The following is a 21,533-nucleotide window of genomic DNA, read 5'->3' on the forward strand; positions in this document are numbered from 1 at the left end:
GCTGCGTCTGTGATTGATTTCGCTCAACGCAGCCAATCACAGTCATCGTGTGTCTAAATTTATAATTTATTCGTAAACCGAATAACTTGATCTTGCTCACATATAATCAATCATGATTGAATATAATCATTAACAGGAAATGCAAACCTCTGGGGATGAAAGTGAATAACCTGAACAGAGACATCGTGGTGATTGCCGACGACTTTACCGGTGCCAACGATGCGGGTGTGAGCCTGGCGCTTAGCGGCAAAAAGGTCAGCGTCGCCTTTAAGACACCCTTTACCGACGACACCGATGCGCTGGTTATTAATAGCGATAGCCGGGCGATGAAGGCATCAGAGGCCGCTGAAAAACTGGCGCAGTATGCCGCCGACGTTCACGCCGCTCACTGGCTTATCAAGAAAATTGACTCGACCCTTCGCGGCAACCCGGGCGCTGAGGTTGAGGCGCTGCTCAGGCTCAGCGGTAAACGGCAGGCGATTATCGCCCCGGCGTTCCCGGCGGCCGGGCGCACCACGGAAAACGGCGTCTGCCTGGTGAAGGGGGTGCCTGTTACCGAAACCGAATTTGCCAGCGACCCGAAAACCCCGGTGCGCCACGCGCAAATCGCGGCAGTGCTGGCGGAACAAACCACGCTTGCAAGCCGGGTGATCACCCCTGAACAGCTTGCGGCAGCCCTGGAGAGCGATGCCCGGTTAGTGATTGTGGATGCCCGCAGCGACGAAGAGCTGGATCGGATTGTCGCTGCGGCGTTTGCCCGGGATGAGCGCCCGCTGCTGGTGGGCTCTGCCGGGCTGTGCGATGCCCTGGCGCGCCGTCTTGCCACCCCGCGCCAGCTGCTGGCGGTCATCGGTTCGATGAGTGAAATCGCTCAGCAGCAGATCCAGCGCGTGCGCGGTCAGGACAATGTCAGCACGGTACTAATAGATATCAATGATGTGTTTAACGCGGCGATGGACGGATACCAGCAGCAGATCGCGGCGGCGCTGGCGGCAGGCCAGCACTGCGTGGTGCATACCTGCGCCGATACCCAGGCCCGTCATCAGATAGACGCGCTATGCGAGCAGCGCGGGTTAAGCCGCGCCGCGCTGGGGGAGACCATAAGCGCGTTTCTCGGGGAGCTGACGCGTAACGCCTTGGAAACCAGCCGTCCGGCGGCGCTGTATGTCTCCGGGGGCGACGTAGCCATGGCGGTCGCCAGCACGCTTAACGCGCAAGGTTTTGCCATAACCGGACAGGTGGCCCAGTGCGTGCCGTTCGGTCGATTTTTGGGTTGTCGCTGGCAGGGGCCAGTCATGACCAAAGCGGGCGGTTTTGGTACTGAAACCACGCTGCTTGAGGTTTTGCATTTTATCGAGGAGAAGATGAGTGACTAATATCATTGCTGTAACGATGGGTGACCCGGCGGGCATCGGCCCGGAAATCATTATCAAATCCCTGACCGAGGGCGAGTTGTCCGGCGCGCCGGTGGTGGTGGTCGGTTGCGCCAGAACCCTGCAACGGGTGCTGGAGAAGGGCATCACCGCCCCGGCAGAGCTGCGGGTGGTCTCCCGCGTCAGCGAGGCGCATTTTGGCCCGGCAATCATCAACGTGCTGGATGAACCCCTGGCCGATCCCGAGGCGTTACAGCCGGGCGTGGTGCAGGCCCAGGCGGGGGATCTGGCCTACCGCTGCGTGCGTCGCGCGACCGAGCTGGCGATGGCGGGCGAAGTGAAAGCCATTGCCACCGCGCCGCTGAACAAAGAGGCGCTGCATCTGGCGGGCCATCACTATCCGGGCCATACCGAGCTGCTGGCGCACCTGACCGACAGCAAAGATTACGCAATGGTGCTCTATACCGATCAGCTGAAGGTCATTCACATCACCACCCACATCGCGTTGCGCAAATTCCTTGATACCCTGAACCAGGATCGGGTAAAAACCGTGATTGGCATTGCGGATACCTTCCTCAGGCGCGTGGGCTATGACAATCCGCGTATTGCCGTGGCCGGGGTTAACCCGCACGCCGGGGAGAACGGCCTGTTTGGCGACGAAGAGATCAAAATTGTTGGCCCGGCCGTTGAGGCGATGAAAGCGAAGGGGCTGAACGTGTATGGGCCGTGCCCGCCGGATACAGTGTTTATGCAGTGCCACGAGGGCATGTACGACATGGTGGTGGCGATGTATCACGATCAGGGGCATATTCCGCTAAAATTACTCGGTTTTTACGACGGGGTGAACATCACCGCCGGGCTGCCGTTTATCCGGACCTCTGCCGACCACGGTACCGCGTTCGACATTGCGTGGACAGGTAAAGCGAAGTCTGAGAGCATGACGGTTTCTATCCAGTTAGCGATGCAAATCACACGGGAATAATATGAAGGGATATAGCCGGTTAGAACAGATAATGGACTACCTGAAAGGGCACAATCTGGTGACGGTGGATCAGCTGGTGGCGGCAACGGATGCCTCGCCCGCGACCATTCGCCGCGATCTGATTAAGCTCGACCAGGAGGGGGTCATCAGCCGTACCCACGGCGGCGTCACCCTTAACCGGTTCATCCCTTCCCAGCCCACCACCAGTGAAAAGATGCACCGCAGCCTGGCGGAGAAACACGACATCGCCTGCGCGGCGGCCAGTTTTGTGAAAGCCGGCGACGCGGTGGTGCTCGATGCGGGCACCACGATGATTGAACTCGCGCGTCAGCTGACCCATCTTCCGCTGCGCGTGATCACCAGCGATCTGCATATCGCCCTGTTTTTATCGGAATTTAAGCAGATCGAAGTGACTATTATTGGCGGGCGCATCGACGATACCAGCCAGTCCTGCATCGGCGAGCATGGCCGCCGCATGTTGCAGAACATCTGGCCGGATATCGCCTTTGTCAGCTGTAACGGCTGGGATCTGGAGCGCGGCATCACCGCGCCGACGGAAGAGAAAGCGGCCTTGAAGCGCGATCTGATTGCCAACGCCCGACGCCGCGTCCTGCTGGCCGACAGCTCGAAATATGGCGCCTGGTCGCTGTTTAACGTGGTACACCTCAACTCCCTGACGGATATCGTCACCGATAAACGTCTGGACGAAGGCGTGCAGCAGACCTTAAGCCAGCTGGATGCGACCTTGACCTTAGCGCCCTGAGGGCGCAATGGACACTCGCAGCTATAAGTTAAAAATATGCCGCTCCGTTTTTCTTCCGGCGTTAAGGTGGTGAAAAACGACAAAAGGAGCCTGCCATGTATTCCATCACCTCTGAATCGCCCGCCCATCCGGACATCACCACCCTGATTGCTGCTCTGGACCAGTATCAGAGCACGCTTTATCCGGCAGAGAGCAACCATCTGCTGGATCTGACCCAGCTTCCTGAGCATGCACTGATTATGATGGTGATCCGCGATCGCCAGCTTAACGCCGTCGGCTGCGGGGCAATCGTGCTGAACGGCGACGGCAGCGGGGAGATGAAGCGGGTCTATATCGATCCGACCCATCGCGGGCAGCGGCTGGGGGAAAAGCTGCTGGCGGCGCTGGAAGATGAAGCCCAGAGCCGCGGGTGTCATACTCTGCGACTGGAGACCGGGATCAAGCAGCTGTCGGCCATCTCTCTGTATGAACGCAGCGGCTACCAGCAGTGCGCGGCGTTTGCGCCGTATCAACCCGACCCGCTGAGCCTGTTTATGGAGAAGTTGCTGGTGGCTGACCTTCGTTTAGCAGTGCTATAAACGCCTCCAGCTGCCGGGTCATTGCACCCCGACGCCACACCAGCCAGGTGGTGAGCCAGCGCCAGTTTTCCGCCAGCGGCCAGGCCTCTACCTGCTGATGACCAGGCATGCTTTCCAGCATTGAGCGCGGCATCAGCGCGATGCCCGCTCCGGCAATCACACACGCCAGCATGCCGTGATAGGACTCCATCTCATGGATGCGTCCCGGCGTGGCGCGATCCGCATGAAACCAGCTTTCAAAGTGACGGCGATAGGAACAGTTCGCGCGAAAGGCATAGATGTCGCGCCCGCTGATTTCGGTGGCCCGTTTAACCTCAGGATCCCCGGCCGGTACCACCAGCATCATCTCCTCCCGGTAGACCGGCATGCCTTCAAGTTCGGGGTGGGACAGGGGCCCATCGACAAACGCCGCGCTCAGGGTGCCTTCCAGCACGCCATCAATCATCGTCCCCGACGGACCGGTCGCCAGCGCAAACTGAATGCGCGGGTAGCGCTGGTTAAACTGCGCCAGCGAGGCCGGGATGCGCACGGCCGCGGTGCTCTCCAGCGAACCGAGGGTGAACAGGCCCTGAGGCTCATCGCCCGCCACCACCATCCGCGCCTCATCCACCAGGGCGAGGATCTGCCGACTGTAGCGTAAAAAGTTATGTCCCGCCGGAGAGAGGCGCAGCCGCTGGTTCTCACGGATGAACAGCTCGACGCCAAGATCGGCCTCAAGCTGCTTGATGCGGGTAGTCAGATTTGACGGCACACGATGCACCTTCTGCGCGGCCTGGGTAATGCTGCCGGTCTGGGCGACCGCGTTGAACATCTCCAGCTGGGTCAGATCCATATCGTTCTCGTTTCGTGAATAAGGTGGTTATTATTATTCATTTTTAAGAAATAGCAGAGTGCGCCACACTAAATCAACACTTAATACACGGAGCACATCATGACGACTTCATCTGCGACCCATGCCCTGTCCATTAATCCGACTAACGGCGAAACCCTGGCTTCCTGGCCTTGGGCCACCGTGACCGACGTTGAACGTGCGCTTGCCCAAAGCGATGCCGCGTTTCGCCAGTGGCGCAGCGTGCCTGTAGAGGCCCGTGCGCAAAAATTAAGCGATCTGGGTGCAGCCCTGCGCAACCGTGGCGAAGAGATGGCGCAGATGATCACCCGTGAGATGGGCAAACCCATCGCCCAGGCGCGCGGGGAGGTGGCGAAATCCGCCGGTCTTTGCGACTGGTATGCCGAACATGGCCCGGCGATGCTGAGCACCGAAGCAACCCAGGTGGCTGACGCGTTGATTGAATATCGCCCGCTGGGCCCGGTGCTGGCAGTGATGCCGTGGAACTTCCCGCTCTGGCAGGTGCTGCGCGGCGCGGTGCCGATTATCCTGGCAGGCAACAGCTATCTGCTGAAGCACGCCCCGAACGTGCTGGGTGCCGCTAACCTGATTGAAGCTATTTTTACCGATGCCGGATTCCCGCAGGGGGTGTTTGGTCAGCTAAATGCCACCAACGACGGGGTAAGCCAGATGATTGCCGATCCGCGCATTGCGGCTGTCACCGTGACCGGCAGCCTGCGCGCCGGGGCGGCGATTGGTGCTCAGGCCGGGGCCGCGCTGAAGAAATGCGTCCTCGAGCTGGGCGGTTCCGATCCCTTTATTGTCCTTAACGATGCCGATCTGGATCTGGCGGTGAAAGCAGCGGTGACAGGGCGCTATCAGAACACCGGGCAGGTGTGTGCCGCGGCCAAGCGCTTTATCGTCGAAGCGGGAATTGCCGATGAGTTTACCCGTCGGTTTGTCGCCGCCACTGCGGCGCTGAAGATGGGCGCACCCGATAACGAGGAGAACTACCTCGGGCCGATGGCGCGTTTCGATCTGCGCGATGAGCTGCATCAGCAGGTGCAGGCGACGCTTGCCGAAGGCGCAACCCTGCTGCTGGGCGGCGAGAAGGTGGCCGGGGCAGGGAACTACTATGCGCCGACCGTGCTGGGCAACGTTACCCCGAACATGACCGCGTTTCGTCAGGAGATGTTCGGCCCGGTAGCGGCCATCACAGTAGCAACCGATGCCGATCACGCGCTGGCCCTGGCCAACGATAGCGATTTTGGCCTGTCGGCAACGGTGTTTAGCGCAAGCCAGGAGGCCGCGGATCGCTTTGCCCGTCAGCTTGAGTGCGGCGGGGTGTTTATCAACGGTTACAGCGCCAGCGATGCCCGCGTGGCGTTTGGCGGGGTGAAAAAGAGCGGCTTTGGCCGGGAGCTGTCGCACTTTGGTTTGCATGAGTTCTGTAATGTGCAGACGGTGTGGAAAGATCGGGTTTAATCCTCTGCCGATGTTTTGCCGGGTGGCGCTGCGCTTACCCGGCCTACGGTTCACCAGGCCCGTGCAAGCGCAGCGCCGCCGGGCAATAACACCGCAGAGGATTCAATGCGGTCTGTTGCCCTCACCCCGTCCCTCTCCCTGTGGGAGAGGGCGCAAACACCAAAAACGACAACCTGAGGTTGTCGTTTTGCGTTTACCTCCGCAGCGCCGCCGGGCGTCTGTCATCATTCTGAAATAGTTCTGTCATTTTCACTGCGTAGACTCGCCCACGTCTAAGTCATTGTTAATGAATAAATTATGAACTTAATGCAAATTTTTCGTCGCATTACTCCCCGGCAGTTTGGTTTGCTTGCGGGGATCTTCTGCATCATCGGGCTCTTTTCCGCGCTGCAAATCTCTTCATCGGTCTTACTTTCCGTCTCCCTGCGCGATGCTCAGCGCAATGAACAGCGTAACCAGATGGCTTATCTGCAACAGGCGAAGGTGGATCAGGCGCGCATCTCCCTGCTGGCGGCAAGCGATCTGCTTAACCGGGCGGGGGTTTACTTTATGCAGGATAAAGAGACCGGTTCGGACGGAAGCTGGCACAGCCTGATGGACGAGGCGCAACAGGCGTTACGCGATTCACAGCAGGCCTGGCAGGCGTGGCAGGCGATGAGTCCGCCGCGGGATGAGGCGCTGCTTAACAGCTACCAACTCTTTTTCGATGCCATCCGCGAACAGGCCGACGGGCTGGTGAACGGCCAGTCGATTGATGCCTTTTTTGCCGTGCCCGCCCAGGCGTTTCAGGCGGATTTTAATGACAACTATGCCCGCTATCAGCAGGCCAGCGCCCAGCGCGCAACCGAGGGGCGGCAGCTGCTGACCGCCAGTCTTTCGAAGCTGCAATCGCTGTTTTTACTGGCTCCGGTGGTGCTGCTGGCTATCGCAGTGGCGGTGTGGTTTGCGATGTCCCGCTGGGTGATCGTCCCGCTGCGTCGGCTGATCGCCCATATCAATCTGCTGGCGGCGGGGGATCTCTCTGCGCCTGCACCCACTGTTAAACGTTTTAACCGCGAGATTGCGCAGCTTGGCGACAGCGTGGATACCCTGCAGCAGGGGCTGCAGCAGCTGGTGACCCAGGTCAGCGAGGCCACTACCTCAATGGTGAGCAATATTGGCTCGCTGGCGCAGGGGAATCAGGATCTGTATCACCAGTCGGCGCGTCAGGCGCAGGAGCTGCAAGAGGTCACGGCGCATATTGCCGCGCTGGAAACGCACGTCGAGGGGAACAGCGGCTATGCCAGACTGGCCAGCTCGCGGGCGGACGAAGCCCGGGAGATGGCGGCAGGCGGCGACCGGATGATGGAGACGGTTAATGCCTCAATGGCGGCAATCGTGGAGCGCTCCTCGGAGATGCGCGGCATCGTGGCGATCATCGATAACGTGGCCTTCCAGACCAACATTCTGGCGCTGAACGCGGCCATCGAAGCGGCCCATGCCGGTAATCAGGGACGCGGCTTTGCCGTGGTGGCGCGGGAAGTGGGCCTGCTGGCGCGCAAAAGCAGCCATTCGACCCAGACTATCCAGGAGCTGATCAACCACTCGTTGCAGGGCATTGAGGATGGCTCGAAAGCGGTCACCCGGCTGGAGGATAACCTGCAGCAGGTGATTGGTCTGGTGGGTAATCTCTGCAGCCTGCTGAATGAGATCTCCGTTGCCACCCTTAGCCAGGGCGACAGCATTCACCGTATGACCAATCAGCTGCAGGCGCTGAATCAGGTGGCTCGCCAGACCGATGCGCTGGTGAATACCGCCTCAGAGGCCTCTCAGCGGCTGCATGATGAGTCCGGTCTGCTGTTGCAGGCCGTCTCGCGGTTCCGACTTCCTGCCTGACGTCATCCATAAGCCTCTGTTATACTCGCAGGCCGTTTTTGGCCTGTGAGCAAGGAGCAACCGATGGCTGCGAACATCACTAATCAGATGCTGGACGCCATTCTGGCGCAAGTACGTCCTCTGTTGGGCAAGGGCAAAGTGGCCGATTACATCCCGGCGCTGGCCTCGGTCAACGGCAACAAACTCGGGATTGCCATCAGCACCGTGGACGGACAACACTTTCAGGCCGGGGATGCCACAGAGCGTTTCTCCATCCAGTCGATTTCCAAAGTCCTGAGCCTGGTGGCGGCCATGCGCCAGTATGACGAGGACGAGATCTGGCAGCGGGTCGGGAAAGATCCCTCCGGGCAGCCGTTCAACTCCCTGCTGCAGCTGGAGATCGAACAGGGCAAACCGCGTAACCCGTTCATCAACGCCGGGGCGCTGGTGGTATGCGACATGCTGCAAAGCCGTCTGAGCGCACCGCGCCAGCGGATGCTGGAGATCGTGCGCCAGCTCTCTGGGGTGAGTGATATCGGCTACGATGCCGCTGTTGCCCGGTCCGAATTCGAACACTCGGCGCGCAATGCGGCGATCGCCTGGCTGATGAAGTCGTTCGGTAATTTCCATAACGACGTGCCGACGGTCCTGCAAAACTACTTCCACTATTGCGCCCTGAAGATGAACTGTGTCGAGCTGGCGAACACCTTTCTGTTTCTGGCCGCCCAGGGTTATGCCCCGCATCTGTCTGAGCCCGTCGTGACGCCGATGCAGGCCCGGCAGGTCAATGCCCTGATGGCGACGAGCGGAATGTATCAGAACGCCGGTGAGTTCGCCTGGCGGGTGGGGTTGCCGGCTAAATCGGGGGTCGGCGGCGGGGTGGTGGCGATTGTCCCTCACGAGATGGCGATTGCGGTCTGGAGCCCGGAGCTGGACGAAACGGGGAACTCCCTGGCGGGTGTGGCGGTGCTGGAACATCTCACCCAGCAGCTGGGACGTTCGGTCTATTAAGCCGCTGTGCCGTTATGTTGACGGCACAACCAATAAGCAGAGCTAAAGGGATGATGATCGTTATCCCATTAATGTGATATAAATTAATGCCAAACTTTTAACATTCATCCGCGCGGATGCTAACTCAGTGTTAAAAGCAACCCTACGGATTGAAATTGCATGCCTTCTGCTAACACCAGAACATTCACATTATTTGACCCGCAATCCCCGTTCCGAAATGCAGCGGGTATATTTGTATTAACCACGCTGTTCTATTTTATTGGCGCGCAGCTGCGTCTGGTGGAATCCCTGTCGATGTTCTGGCCGCTGAATGGCGTGATGGCGGGCCTGTTTGCTCGTTACGCTTACCTGAACCGGCTGCACTATTACGCAGTATCCTATATTGCCATGCTGCTGTATGACCTTATCACCACCAACTGGGGCATTACCTCGCTGGGTATTAACCTGTCGAATATGGTGTTTATCGTTATTGTTGCCCTGCTGGTCCAGCGTGATAAACGGCTAAAAAATACCACTCCGGATCCGGTGAATGCGCTGAGGCTGTTTAACTATTGTCTGCTGGCCGCACTGCTGTGTGCTCTGGTCGGGGCGGCAGTGTCGGGCGGGGTGGACAGTCGCGACTTCTGGCCACTGGTCGCCGACTGGTTTAGCGAACAGTTCTCCACCGGGGTGTTAATCGTGCCCTGCATGCTGACCATCACCTGGCCCAGGTTCAACCGGGCTATGCGTGCCGATCACCTGATGCCGGTCGTTGTGCTGATCGTCTCCGTCGTGGCCTCGGTGGCGATCGGCGGGGCCGGTGCGCTGGCGTTTCCGATGCCGGCGCTGATCTGGTGTGCGGTGCGCTATTCGCTGCCGGCCACCTGTCTTCTGACCTTTGTTACCGGCGCGGTGGAGATCACCCTGGTCGGCAACGCCATTATTACCATTGTGGCGACGACGCCGATCACCACGCCGATGATGTTCTCGGCCAGGCTTGGGATCGCCACCATGGCCATCTGTCCGGTCATGGTGTCGGTGAGCATGGCGGCCATCAACTCGCTGATCCGCCAGGTCTCCCTGCGCGCCGATTATGACTATCTGACCCAGGTTTACTCCCGCTCCGGGCTCTATGAGGCGCTTAAAAACAGTGAAGGTAAGCGCAGTAGCCCGCGTCTGACGGTGATGCTGCTGGATATCGACTATTTCAAAAGTATCAACGACAACTATGGTCACGAGTGCGGTGATACCGTGCTGGCCGCCTTTGCCCGCAAAGTGCAGGAGACGGTGGGTAGCGAAGGGCTGGTGGCGCGGATGGGCGGTGAGGAGTTTGCGGTGGTGGTCAATTCCGCTTCCGCAGAGCGGGGATACGCCCTGGCGGAACGTATCCGCACTACGGTTGAACAACATCCGTTCGACTGGCGCGGTCAGTCGCTGTTTTTAACCGTCAGTATTGGTCTGGGCAGTGGGAAATCGGAGCCGTCGCAGCTGACGGACGTATTTAATCGTCTGATGACCGAAGCGGATGATTATCTGTATCGTTCGAAAAAAGCAGGCCGAAATCGTACCAGCGCCCGAATGACAGAGATAAAAACTGCCGAACAAAACGCAACGGCTACGGAACAGTTGTAAACGTTTGCATGCTCATGGGACGGGCACCTGCCATATATTTACAAAACTGATAAATGCCTTGATACGCATTTTCATCGTCAATAATATAAAGGGGTGATTATATCGGAAAATTCGTGTGATGAACGGAACTGACAGACTCAGTAAACCCCCTCGCGTGCCTGGCAGTCGGTTTATCAAACGCATGTATCTGATGCGAGTGCTTGGAACCTTTCTCTGCTTTTTACCTATCCTCTCTGTCCTGCTGGAACAGCAACGTTCAGGCTGGCTTATAGGTCTTCTGGCGGTCAACGCTTTTGTCTGGCCGACGCTGGCCTGGTGGCGCGCCCGGCGCTCACCCTCGCCGCTGCGTACCGAACATCAGAACCTGGTGTTTGACGCCGGGGCAGGCGGCTTCTGGATCGCCATGATGGCGGCCAACCCGCTGCCCTCTGTCACCATTGCCACGATCTTACTTGCCGACCGGCTGGCGGCGGGTGGTTTCCCGTTGATGAAAAAAGCCGGTGCGGTGATGCTGGCGGTGTTTATGGCCAGCTGGCTGACCCAGGGGATGGCGCTGGTGCCGTGGGTTTCCCAGCGCACTATGTACGCCACGCTGCCGCTGATTGGGATCTATACCGTGGCGCTGAGCGTGCTCACTAACAGCATCGCCGTGCGGCTGCGCTTTAAATCCCGCGAGCTGGAACGTATTGCGATGATGGATCCGCTCCTCGACATTGCCAACCGACGTCTGCTGGAGAAACGCATCGATCATGAGCTGCATAAACTGCAGCAAACCTGTCGCGATTCGGCGCTGATGTTTATCGATATTGACAACTTTAAAGAGGTCAACGACCGCTTCGGCCATAAGGTGGGAGATATGCTGTTAGTGACAGTGTCACAGATACTGCACATCGCCACCCGCCAGAGCGATACCCCAGCGCGTCTGGGCGGGGATGAGTTTGTGATCCTGCTTCCCAACACCACCCTCGACGAAGCACGACTGGTCGCCACGCGGATTATGGATGCGGCGGCGGTAATAGAAGATGTCGCCGAAGAGGCGGTTCAGTGCACCATGAGTATCGGGATTGCCTGCGCCACCCGGGAGATGGGAAATGTTACGGACTGGTTACAGGCTGCCGACGCCGCGCTCTATCAGGCGAAACGCGACGGGAAAAACCGCATATTTGCCCACTAACCGGCCTCAGGATGCGCTAAGCTTTTAAAAAGCCTGACGTCCGGATGGAGCCCGTATGAAATCACCAACACTCGCCAACAATGAAGCAGAGCGCCTCAGCGCTTTGCGCGAATCCGGACTGCTCGAACCTGAAAAACATCCGGTTTACGACCGGATCACCCGGCTGGCTAAACGTCTGTTTAGCGTCCCGGTGGCGATGATAAACCTGGTGGACGAGCATGTCGTGGTTGTTAAATCCGCAGACGGTGGCGACAGCACCAACCTGCCGAGAAATCTCTCTTTTTGTGGCCACACCGTCCTCAGTAAAACCCCGCTGGTGGTCCAAGATACCCTGGACGATCCCCGTTTCGCCGATAACCCGCTGGTCACCGACGACAACCCGATCCGGTTTTACGCGGGCTGTCCGCTGCACCTGCCCGGTGGCGCCACGGTGGGCTCGCTGTGCATTATCGATCATCAGCCGCGCATATTTTCGCCCGCCGACATCGAGGCGCTCGCAGACCTGGCCGCGCTGGTCGAGGTGGAGTTCGCCGCAACCTGCGCAAGGATCACTGACGACCTGACCGGGCTCTATAACCGCCGTGGCTTTCATCATCTGGCGACCTATGCCATTCGCGCCGCCCGCCGTCGGGCAGAGCCCCTGACCCTGGCCTGGCTTGATCTCGATCGCTTTAAGCAGATCAACGCGCGCTATGGCCGGGCCGATGGTGACCACGCCCTGAAGGCGGTGGCCGGTCTGCTGAAATCCACCTTCCGTGAAGCCGACGTGCTGGCGCGCTACGGCGGGGATGAGTTTGCCATCCTCTTCGCCAACAGCGACGAGAAGGGGGCGTGGATCGCGATGCAGTTTCTCACCGAACAGGCGGCGAGCTGGAACGAGCATGCCGAATATCCCTGGGCGCTGTCGTTTTCATGGGGAGTGAGCGAATTCAACCATGACCGCGACGATCTGGCGAGCTGGCTGAAAACCGCCGACCAGATGATGTACTCCATGAAACAGCAGCGCGGTACCGGCTGTTGAGATAAGAAAATCCTCTGTTAATTGTGCTTGTGTTGCAAAATTGTAACGCGCATGGTGATGCCGTTGATTAAAAGGAGAAAAACGATGTCATCACCTGCAGTCCAGATTTTTTCGCGCGAGGACATTCTCGCGCATCTCCCTCAGTTAGCCGACATCCTTCACAGCTGCGTGACCGGCGGGGCCTCGGTGAGCTTTATGCTGCCTTACAGCCATGAGAAGGCCAGCGTATTCTGGCAAGGCGTGGCTGACAGCGTCGGGCGCGGAGAACGTACCGTCCTGGTGTCGACCAACGCCCAGGGCGAGCTGACCGGCACCGTACAGCTGATCGTCGATCAACCTGAAAATCAGCCGCACAGGGCGGACGTCGCCAAACTGCTGGTTCACCAGAATGCGCGCCGCTGCGGTGATGCAGGCCGCCTGATGCAGGCCCTGGAAGTCGTCGCCCGCGAGCAGGGCAAAACCGTGCTGGTGCTGGACACCGCCACCGGCAGCGGGGCGGAGACCTTCTATCAGCGGGCAGGCTGGCAGAAAGTGGGCGAGATCCCGCGCTACGCCCTGATGCCGGATGGCGAGATGACGGCGACCTCAGTGTTCTACAAGTTCTTATAGATCCTGTCACAATTCACACGAGGTTTGATCAAAACGGGGTTTCATGGTCGTTAAGTTTGATAAGTTATCGTACCAATCTTATCAGGCTGTATGACTAATCATTACAAGGACCCCCATTGTGAACACACTGAACCGTCGTGATTTCCCCGGTGCTCTCTATCCTGAACGTATCATCCAGTTTGGTGAGGGCAACTTCCTGCGCGCGTTTATTGACTGGCAAATCGACCTGCTCAACGAGCATACCGATCTGAACGCCGGTATTGCGATTGTCCGCCCGATTAAAAGCGACTTCCCGCCTTCACTGAGCACCCAGGACGGCCTCTATACCACCATCATTCGTGGCCTGAACGAGCAGGGCGAAGCGGTCAGCGACGCGCGCCTGATCCGCTCGGTTAACCGTGAAATCAGCGTCTACGACCAGTACGATGAATTCCTGAAGCTGGCGCACAACCCGGAAATGCGCTTTGTCTTCTCGAACACCACGGAAGCGGGGATTAGTTATCACGCCGGGGATAAGTTTGAGGATGCGCCAGCGGTCAGCTATCCGGCGAAACTGACCCGCCTGCTGTTCGAACGTTTCAGCCATTTCAACGGTGCTGCCGATAAAGGCTGGGCGATCGTGCCGTGCGAACTCATTGACTATAACGGTGACGCCCTGCGTGAACTGGTGCTGCGCTATGCCCAGGAGTGGGCGCTGCCTGCGGCCTTTACCCAGTGGCTGAACGATGCCAACACCTTCTGCTCCACCCTGGTTGACCGTATCGTCACCGGTTATCCGCGCGACGAAGTGGCGGAGCTTGAAGCCTCCCTTGGCTATCACGATGCCTTCCTCGATACCGCCGAGCATTTCTATCTGTTTGTGATCCAGGGGCCAAAATCGCTGGCGCAGGAACTGCGTCTCGACAAGCTGGCGCTGAACGTGCTGATTGTGGATGACATCAAGCCGTACAAAGAGCGTAAAGTGGCGATCCTCAACGGGGCGCATACCGCGCTGGTGCCGGTGGCGTTCCAGGCCGGACTGGATACCGTGGGCGAGGCGATGAACGACACGGAGATCTGCGCCTTTATCGAAAAAGCGATTCACGAAGAGATCATCCCGGTGCTGGATCTGCCGCGCGATGAGCTGGCCTCGTTTGCCAGCGCGGTAACGGGCCGCTTCCGCAATCCGTATATCAAGCATCAGTTGCTGTCGATTGCCCTCAACGGCATGACCAAGTACCGCACCCGCATCCTGCCGCAGCTTCTGGCAGGGCAGCAGGCTACCGGCAAACTCCCGGCGCGTCTGACGTTTGCCCTGGCGGCGCTGATTGCCTTCTACCGCGCGGAACGTAACGGCGAGAGCTACCCGGTGCAGGACGACGCGCAATGGTTAACCCGTTTCCAGCAGCTGTGGACCCGGCATCACGACCAGCAGATCGATACCACGGAGCTGGTGACGGCGGTGCTGAGCGTCAGCGAGCACTGGGAGCAGGACCTGACCCAGGTGAACGGGCTGGTAGACCAGGTTGCCCGCGATCTGGATGCCATTCTGCTGCAGGGCATGCGTGCCGCCGTAAAACCGCTGTGCTAAGGGCCTGATTCCTGCACCTACGATTCCCTCTCCCCTTTGGGGAGAGGGTTAGGGTGAGGGGGAACCACCGCACCAGCCTTAACTTTCTTTTACCCTTTATAGTTACAACATACTGTAACTCACTTTCCATATCCCACACTTCAACTCCGTGCGGCCTGTCTCCAGCCTCACAAAATGTCATCATTTTTTAACACTCTTGCAACCGTGACCCCGATCACGTTTAATAGTCACGCTCTTTTTTTCCGATGAAGCTGACTATGATCGTTCGACCCCAACAGCACTGGTTGCGCCTTATTTTTGTCTGGCACGGTTCCGTGCTGACCAAAATCTTCTCCCGTTTGTTCCTCAACTTCTTGCTCTCCATCGTGGTGATCCTGATGTTGCCCTGGTACACCTCGCTGGGCATCAGGCTGACGGTTGCACCGTTCAGCATTCTTGGGGTTGCCATCGCCATCTTCCTCGGTTTTCGCAATAACGCCTGTTACGCCCGCTATGTTGAAGCGCGGCAGCTGTGGGGGCAGTTGATGATTGCCTCGCGCTCCCTGTTCCGGGAGGTGAAAAACACGCTACCGGACGACCCGGCGTTAGGGGAGTTTGTTCGTCTGCAGATCGCTTTCGCCCACTGCCTGCGCATGACCCTGCGCAAACAGCCGCAGGCCGACAAGCTTTCAACGTACCTGTCGCCTGAAAACCTGCGCGTGGCAATGGATTCCAGCTCGCCCGCGAACCGCATTCTGCTGATTATGGGCGAATGGCTGGCGGTAAGACGCCGCAGCGGTGAGCTGTCGGATATTCTGTTCCACAGCCTGAACATTCGTCTCAATGATATGTCCACCGTGCTGGCCGGCTGCGAGCGCATCGCTAACACCCCGGTGCCGTTTGCCTACACGCTGATCCTCCACCGCACGGTCTATCTGTTCTGCATCATGCTGCCGTTCGCGCTGGTCAGCGACCTGCACTACATGACGCCGTTTGTTTCAGTCCTGATCTCCTACACCTTTATCTCGCTCGATACCCTTGCGGAAGAGCTCGAGGAGCCGTTCGGTACCGAGAATAACGACCTGCCGCTGGATGCCATCTGTAACGCGATGGAGATCGATCTGCTGCAGATGAACGATGAGCAGGATATCCCGACGCGCAAACTGCCGGATAAGTATTACCAGCTGACGTAACATCATGAGTTAACCGCTCGCCTGCCGGGTGTTTGTATCGCAGTGTATCTGAACGCCATCAGGATACAGCGCCTTGCAAAAAGGGCTGGTTTGCACATATTCCCCATACATCAGGGTGGTGAAATTAACGGGTCAAATACAAAACCCGGAGAGACCACCATGATGAACAAACTGGCTTACTCAACCCTGGCAGTGACCCTTTCTTTCGCTACCGTTTCGGCCTGTCAGGCCGAGGCGGCAGGCACCGACTTCAGCGCCGCATTTAAACAAATCCGCCAGATTGACGCGGGCGACCTCAATATTGGCTATGTCGATATCGGACCGAAAAACGGCGAACCGGTGATCCTGCTCCACGGCTGGCCGTACGATATTCAGAGCTACGCCCAGGTTGCTCCCGCGCTGGCGGCAAAAGGCTACAGAGTGATTGTTCCGTACAACCGCGGCTTCGGCACCACCCGTTTCCTGTCGTCCACCACGCCACGTAACGGGCAACCGGCGGCGATGGCAAAAGATGTGGTTAACCTGATGGATGCCCTGAACATCAAACGTGCGGTGTTTGCCGGTTACGACTGGGGTGCAAGAACGGCGGATATCGTGGCGGCGCTGTGGCCGGAACGCGTGAAATCGCTGGTTTCGGTGAGCGGGTATCTGATTGGCAATCAGCAGGCCGGGGCAAAACCGCTGCCGCCGAAGGCGGAACTGCAGTGGTGGTATCAGTTCTATTTCGCCACCGAGCGCGGTGAGAAAGGGTATGCGGCCAACACCCATGACTTTGCGAAACTGATCTGGACTCTGGCCTCACCGGGATGGAAATTCAGCGATGCAACCTTCAACGTCAGCGCCAGAGCGCTGGATAACCCGGATCACGTGGCGGTGACCATCAGCAACTATCGCTGGCGGCTGGGGCTGGAACGTGGTGAAAGCCGTTACGACAGCTACGAGCAGAAGCTGGCGGCCGCGCCAACCATCAGCGTACCGACCATCACCATCGAAGGTGACAATAACGGCGCGCCGCATCCGGAACCTGCTGCGTACGCCGCAAAATTCACCGGCAAGTATCAGCATCGCACCTTTACCGGCAATATCGGCCACAATCCGGCCCAGGAAGATCCGCAGGATTTCGTCAAAGCAGTGGTGGATGCGGATAAGTTGTAAGGAAGCTATGCTATTTTTTTGCCCATCGCTAAAAAACAGGAGCTTAGGGTGGAGACAACCGATCACATTCTTGTCGTGGATGATGACAGGGATATTCGCGAACTGATCGTCGATTATCTGGTGAAGTCTGGCTATCGCGCCACGGGCGCGGCCAACGGCAAAGAGATGCGCGCCGTGCTGGATAAGCAGGCGGTGGATATGGTGGTGCTGGATATCATGATGCCCGGCGACGACGGCCTGACGCTATGCCGCCAGCTGCGTAGCGGGCAGCATAAAGATCTGCCGATCCTGATGTTGACCGCACGCCACGACGATATGGATCGCATCCTCGGCCTCGAAATGGGGGCGGACGATTATGTGGTCAAACCCTTTGTGGCGCGTGAGCTTCTGGCGCGGATCAAAGCGATACTGCGCCGGTTTCGCACGCTGCCGCCGAATCTGCAGGTGACCGAGGCCGGAAGGATCATCGCCTTTGGCGACTGGCAGCTCGACACCAGCGCCCGTCATCTGCTCGACGCCACCGGCACCATTGTGGCGCTGAGCGGGGCGGAGTACCGCCTTCTGCGGGTGTTTGTCGATCATCCCCAGCGCGTGTTAACCCGCGATCAGCTGCTGAATTTCACCCAGGGGCGGGATGCGGAGCTGTTCGAACGCTCAATCGACCTGCTGGTCAGCCGGGTGCGACAGCGGTTAAATGAGGATGCGCGCACACCACTGTATATAAAAACAGTGCGTAGCGAAGGCTATGTCTTTTCGATGCCGGTCAGCATTCTTGAGGCGAAAGAATGAGGCTCTGGCCGCGTTCCCTCCATTACCGTCTGCTGCTGATCGTCCTGCTGGGATTGTTGCTCGCCAACGGCCTGAGCCTGACGCTGGTGCTGGCCGAGCGGATGAGCAGCGCCCGGCACGTGATGCTGGGGAATCTGGAGGATGATGTCTCCACCAGCGTGGCGATCCTCGACCGGCTGCCGGTAAACGAGCGGGCGCAGTGGCTCCCGCGCCTCGAACGCGGAAACTATCGCTATATTCTTGGGCCGGGCGAGCCGGGTGCGCCACCCGCAGACGCCCGTTCCCGGGATGCGGTGCGAACCCTGACTGAAACTCTGGCGACGCACTATCCGCTGCGCTTCACGGCGGTGCCGGGGCCGGTCTCGCATATCCAGGCCCACCTGACGCTGAGCGACGGCTCGCCGTTGACGCTGGATCTCACCCCACGCATGCCGCCGGTCGCCCGCTGGCTGCCAGTGGTTTTTGTGATCCAGCTTTTGTTGGTGGTGATCTGCGCCTGGCTGGCGGTGCGTCAGGTGGTGCGGCCGTTTACCCATTTTACCCGGGCGGTGGATACCCTTGAACCCGCCAGCCCCCATCCGCAGACTCTCACCGAGCAAGGTCCGCTGGAGGTGCGCCAGGCTGCGCGGGCGTTTAATGCCATGCAGGAGCGCATCCAGACGTCGTTAAAGGAGAGGGCGCAAATCCTGGCGGCCATTTCCCACGATCTGCAGACGCCTATTACCCGCATGCGATTGCGCGTGGAGATGGCCGACCAGCCGGATCTGCGCGATAAGCTGACCCAGGACCTGGACAGCATGACGCGTCTGGTGCGGGAAGGGATCGATTACGCCCGCTCGTCCGGCGTGGCGCCTGAACCGGTGCGCAACGTGGATCTGTATAACTTTATCGATACGTTGGTGTGTGATTACGCCGATACCGGTAAAAACGTGCAGTTTACCGCAGCCAGAAGCAACGTCCCTTTTGCCACCCGTCCGCAGGCGCTGCACCGCATTCTCACCAATCTGCTGGATAACGCGCTGAAGTTTGGTGATAAGGCAGACGTGACGCTGACAATGCGTGATGACAGAGTGCAGATCGCCGTGGAGGATAACGGGCCCGGCATTCCGGAGCATGAGCTTGCGGCGGTGTTACAGCCGTTTTACCGGGTGGAGTCTTCCCGTAACCGGGAGACCGGCGGGACGGGGCTGGGGCTGGCGATCGCGGTACAGCTTGCGGGGCAGCTCAACGGGGAGTTGCAGTTAGTTAACCGGCCCGAAGGTGGCCTTTCTGCACGGATCACCTTGCCATCTGCGTGAATTGCCGGGTGGCGTCGTTGCCTTACCCGGCCTACAAACCAGCCCTTGACCTTGTAGGCCCGGCAAGCGTAGCGCCGCCGGGCGGTCAGGTCGCTCAATGTACCAGACTGTATCCACCCACAACACGCATACACCACCTGACAAAAACCCCCATTCCTCCACACACACCAGACACTTCCCCACGCTGTAATAGCTTCACTATCAACTGGTTTAGTGAGGTGTTTTATGTTTCTCGTCATTGCATTTTTAGGTGGTATGGTCAGCCTGCTCAGCCCCTGCACGCTGCCCGTTATTCCGCTGCTGTTCGCCGGATTTCGCGGTCAGCGGCGGCAGCTCATCGCCATGCTGTGCGGCATGGTGATCATGTTTACCGCTGTAGCGAGTCTTATTACCGTCGCCAGCGACTGGGTGGTTAATGCCACCATCGTCGGACGCTGGACAGCCCTGGCATTACTGAGCCTGGCCGCGCTGGCGCTGATCTTCCCGTCATTTGCCCAGCGCATCGCCGGGCCCGCGTTACGCCTCGGCAATGTCATTAACTCTCACAGTAACAGCGCCCGGGGTATGGTTTCGGCGGTGCTTGCCGGGCTGGCGGTCGGGCTGCTGTGGTCACCCTGCGCCGGGCCGGTGTTGGGAGCTATTCTTAGTCTGAGTCTCACGGACCATAACCCGGTAGCCACCGGTAGCCTGCTGGCGGCATACGGCAGCGGCTGTGCGGTGATGCTCGCGCTGCTGGGCTTTAGCGGGCAGGCGCTGATCGCACGGCTGAAAGCGAAATCGAGCCTGATGGACGGGCTGCGAAAAGCGGCGGGCGTTGCCATGCTGATGTCCGTCGCGTTTACGGCGTTTGGGCTTAACAGCGTCTTTCAGGGGGCAAACGGGGTGGCCGATCGGCTGGAGAAAACGCTCCTGCAGCTGGCGCCCGCCAGCAATCCTCAGCCGACGCTTCAACCGGTGGCGCAGCCGGTAACCACCAGCGCGATGCCGTCCCTGGAGGGCGGTACCGGATGGCTCAACGGCGAGCCCGTCAGCCCGGCGTCGTTAAAAGGCAAAGTGGTGTTGATCGACTTCTGGACCTGGGACTGCATCAACTGCCAGCACTCGCTGCCGTTCGTTCGCGACTGGGCTAACAAATATAAGGCGCAGGGTCTGGTGGTGATTGGCGTGCATACCCCGGAGTATCCGTGGGAAAAACCGCTGGCATCGGTGCAGAAGGCCATCGACAAATGGCAGCTTCCGTACCGGGTGGTGGCTGACAATAACTACAAAATCTGGACCGCCTTTGGCAATCGCTACTGGCCTGCGCACTACTTCTTCGACGCCAAAGGGCAACTGCGTTACGCCTCTTTCGGCGAGGGAAACACGAGAAGCAGGAGCAGGTGATCCAGCAGCTGCTGAAAGAGGCTAAAGCCTGATTACGGCTCGCGTCTGGCAATAATAAACAGCCGTGGAAAGGCCAGCAGTATCTGCCCGTTTTCCTGCAGCGGATACTGCTCCACCAGCAATTGGTGATAGCGATGCAGATAGCGTTTTTGCTCGGCCTCATTCAGATCCTGAAGCCACGGGCGCAGCCCGGTGGCGCTCACCCAGTCAACGATCGCCTGGTGGGAGCTCATCTGGTGAAAGTAAGTGGTGCGCCAGATATCCACCTCGCAGCCCGCTTCGGTCAGGATATCGTAATAGGCATGGACGCCCGCCAGGGATGCGCGCCCGCGATCAGGGTAATCCTGTTCAAACGCCACTTCGCGCATTAAGACATGGGTCGGCTCAAGATCGTTATCCGGCATCTGAATGGCCAGCACGCCGTGCAGCTTCAACAGTGAGACCAGATGCGGCAGCAGCGCGTAGTGATCATCTACCCACTGCAGCGAGGCATTGGCGTAGATCACGCTCAGGGCATGCTCGGGGCGGTAGTGGCGAATATCCGCCTCAACAAAGCGACAGCCCGGCAGCGCGGCCCTGGCCTCTGCCAGCATGGCGGGTGAGGTATCCACCCCGGTTATCTGCGCCGCAGGCCACCGCTGCTGCAACAGCGCCGTGCTGTTGCCCGGCCCACAGCCGAGATCAACCACGTCGGTAACGTCATCCATCGTAATTCGGGACAGTAATTCTAAGGCGGGGCGGGTGCGTTCCGCGCCGTATTGCAGATACAGGCCAGGGTTCCAGTCGGTCATGCAGGCATCTCCAGTTTGCTCTTTTCTGAAGTGTAGATGATGAGGTTTCAGAAATGACAGAAATCCCTTTCTGTCGGGGTTAACG

18 protein-coding genes and 1 pseudogene are annotated in these 21,533 nt (G+C 58.9%); 17 read left to right on the forward strand and 2 right to left on the reverse strand.

Features of this window, described 5'->3' with window-relative positions; translation table 11 throughout:
- Positions 1 to 155 precede the first annotated feature (155 nt).
- The 4 genes from dtnK to FHN83_RS23005 all read left to right on the forward strand — a co-directional run bounded on the left by dtnK (position 156) and on the right by FHN83_RS23005 (position 3,696).
- Entirely contained in the window at positions 156 to 1,376 is a 1,221-nt protein-coding gene (gene dtnK / locus FHN83_RS22990) for a D-threonate kinase (protein WP_139565043.1), read from the forward strand.
- Complete coding sequence (locus FHN83_RS22995; RefSeq protein WP_139565044.1) at positions 1,369 to 2,355, forward strand: D-threonate 4-phosphate dehydrogenase; 987 nt, start codon at positions 1,369 to 1,371, stop codon at positions 2,353 to 2,355. The genes dtnK and FHN83_RS22995 overlap by 8 nt, the downstream gene beginning before the upstream one ends.
- A gap of 1 nt (position 2,356) precedes the next feature.
- The gene (locus tag FHN83_RS23000) at positions 2,357 to 3,118 is read left to right on the forward strand and encodes a DeoR/GlpR family DNA-binding transcription regulator (RefSeq protein ID WP_139565045.1); all 762 of its coding nucleotides are present in this window, start codon (positions 2,357 to 2,359) and stop codon (positions 3,116 to 3,118) included.
- A 95-nt stretch (positions 3,119 to 3,213) separates the two neighbouring features.
- Positions 3,214 to 3,696 carry a GNAT family N-acetyltransferase gene (locus FHN83_RS23005; protein ID WP_039028814.1) on the forward strand — a complete coding sequence of 161 codons (483 nt, stop codon included), beginning with the start codon at positions 3,214 to 3,216 and terminating at the stop codon, positions 3,694 to 3,696.
- Here FHN83_RS23005 and ptrR read toward each other — a convergent pair.
- A complete protein-coding gene (gene ptrR / locus FHN83_RS23010) occupies positions 3,650 to 4,528 on the reverse strand; it encodes a putrescine utilization regulator PtrR (RefSeq protein ID WP_039028813.1) in 879 nt (292 codons plus the stop codon). The genes FHN83_RS23005 and ptrR overlap by 47 nt on opposite strands.
- A 99-nt stretch (positions 4,529 to 4,627) precedes the next feature.
- Here ptrR and sad point away from each other — a divergent pair, with 99 nt between their 5' ends.
- From sad to FHN83_RS23080, 13 genes and pseudogenes are all read left to right on the forward strand, one after another.
- Positions 4,628 to 6,010, forward strand: a complete 1,383-nt coding sequence (sad, locus tag FHN83_RS23015; protein ID WP_139565046.1) for a succinate-semialdehyde dehydrogenase — start codon at positions 4,628 to 4,630, stop codon at positions 6,008 to 6,010.
- Between the two features lie 297 nt (positions 6,011 to 6,307).
- A complete protein-coding gene (locus FHN83_RS23025; RefSeq protein ID WP_139565047.1) occupies positions 6,308 to 7,885 on the forward strand; it encodes a methyl-accepting chemotaxis protein in 1,578 nt (525 codons plus the stop codon).
- 63 nt (positions 7,886 to 7,948) lie between these two features.
- Positions 7,949 to 8,875, forward strand: a complete 927-nt coding sequence (gene glsB / locus FHN83_RS23030; RefSeq protein ID WP_039028810.1) for a glutaminase B — start codon at positions 7,949 to 7,951, stop codon at positions 8,873 to 8,875.
- Between the two features lie 159 nt (positions 8,876 to 9,034).
- A complete protein-coding gene (locus tag FHN83_RS23035) occupies positions 9,035 to 10,486 on the forward strand; it encodes a GGDEF domain-containing protein (protein WP_139565048.1) in 1,452 nt (483 codons plus the stop codon).
- Positions 10,487 to 10,667: 181 nt separating this feature from the next.
- Positions 10,668 to 11,660: a sensor domain-containing diguanylate cyclase gene (locus tag FHN83_RS23040; RefSeq protein WP_139565477.1), complete on the forward strand. Its 993-nt coding sequence runs from the start codon at positions 10,668 to 10,670 to the stop codon at positions 11,658 to 11,660.
- A 55-nt stretch (positions 11,661 to 11,715) separates the two neighbouring features.
- Positions 11,716 to 12,681: a sensor domain-containing diguanylate cyclase gene (locus FHN83_RS23045; RefSeq protein ID WP_139565049.1), complete on the forward strand. Its 966-nt coding sequence runs from the start codon at positions 11,716 to 11,718 to the stop codon at positions 12,679 to 12,681.
- A gap of 84 nt (positions 12,682 to 12,765) precedes the next feature.
- Positions 12,766 to 13,290, forward strand: coding sequence for a GNAT family N-acetyltransferase (locus FHN83_RS23050; protein ID WP_139565050.1), 525 nt, complete (start codon positions 12,766 to 12,768; stop codon positions 13,288 to 13,290).
- 118 nt (positions 13,291 to 13,408) lie between these two features.
- The gene (locus tag FHN83_RS23055) at positions 13,409 to 14,860 is read left to right on the forward strand and encodes a tagaturonate reductase (RefSeq protein WP_139565051.1); all 1,452 of its coding nucleotides are present in this window, start codon (positions 13,409 to 13,411) and stop codon (positions 14,858 to 14,860) included.
- A 257-nt stretch (positions 14,861 to 15,117) separates the two neighbouring features.
- Positions 15,118 to 16,032, forward strand: coding sequence for a bestrophin family protein (locus FHN83_RS23060; protein WP_139565052.1), 915 nt, complete (start codon positions 15,118 to 15,120; stop codon positions 16,030 to 16,032).
- Positions 16,033 to 16,191: 159 nt separating this feature from the next.
- Positions 16,192 to 17,187 carry an alpha/beta fold hydrolase gene (locus FHN83_RS23065; RefSeq protein WP_139565053.1) on the forward strand — a complete coding sequence of 332 codons (996 nt, stop codon included), beginning with the start codon at positions 16,192 to 16,194 and terminating at the stop codon, positions 17,185 to 17,187.
- Positions 17,188 to 17,235: 48 nt separating this feature from the next.
- Positions 17,236 to 17,976 (forward strand): response regulator, encoded by a 741-nt coding sequence (locus FHN83_RS23070; protein ID WP_138368920.1) that lies wholly within the window; start codon positions 17,236 to 17,238, stop codon positions 17,974 to 17,976.
- A complete protein-coding gene (locus tag FHN83_RS23075) occupies positions 17,973 to 19,274 on the forward strand; it encodes an ATP-binding protein (RefSeq protein ID WP_139565054.1) in 1,302 nt (433 codons plus the stop codon). Before FHN83_RS23070 ends, FHN83_RS23075 begins: the two co-directional genes overlap by 4 nt.
- Before the next feature lie 225 nt (positions 19,275 to 19,499).
- Positions 19,500 to 20,689: pseudogene (locus FHN83_RS23080) on the forward strand (cytochrome c biogenesis protein/redoxin).
- On the opposite strand, the gene tam reads toward FHN83_RS23080, so the two are convergent.
- On the reverse strand, positions 20,690 to 21,448 hold the full coding sequence (gene tam / locus FHN83_RS23085; protein ID WP_139565055.1) for a trans-aconitate 2-methyltransferase: 759 nt from the start codon (positions 21,446 to 21,448) through the stop codon (positions 20,690 to 20,692).
- Between the last annotated feature and the right edge of the window lie 85 nt (positions 21,449 to 21,533).

This window comes from Leclercia adecarboxylata (genome assembly GCF_006171285.1).
Classification (GTDB): Bacteria; Pseudomonadota; Gammaproteobacteria; order Enterobacterales; family Enterobacteriaceae; genus Enterobacter; species Enterobacter barmai.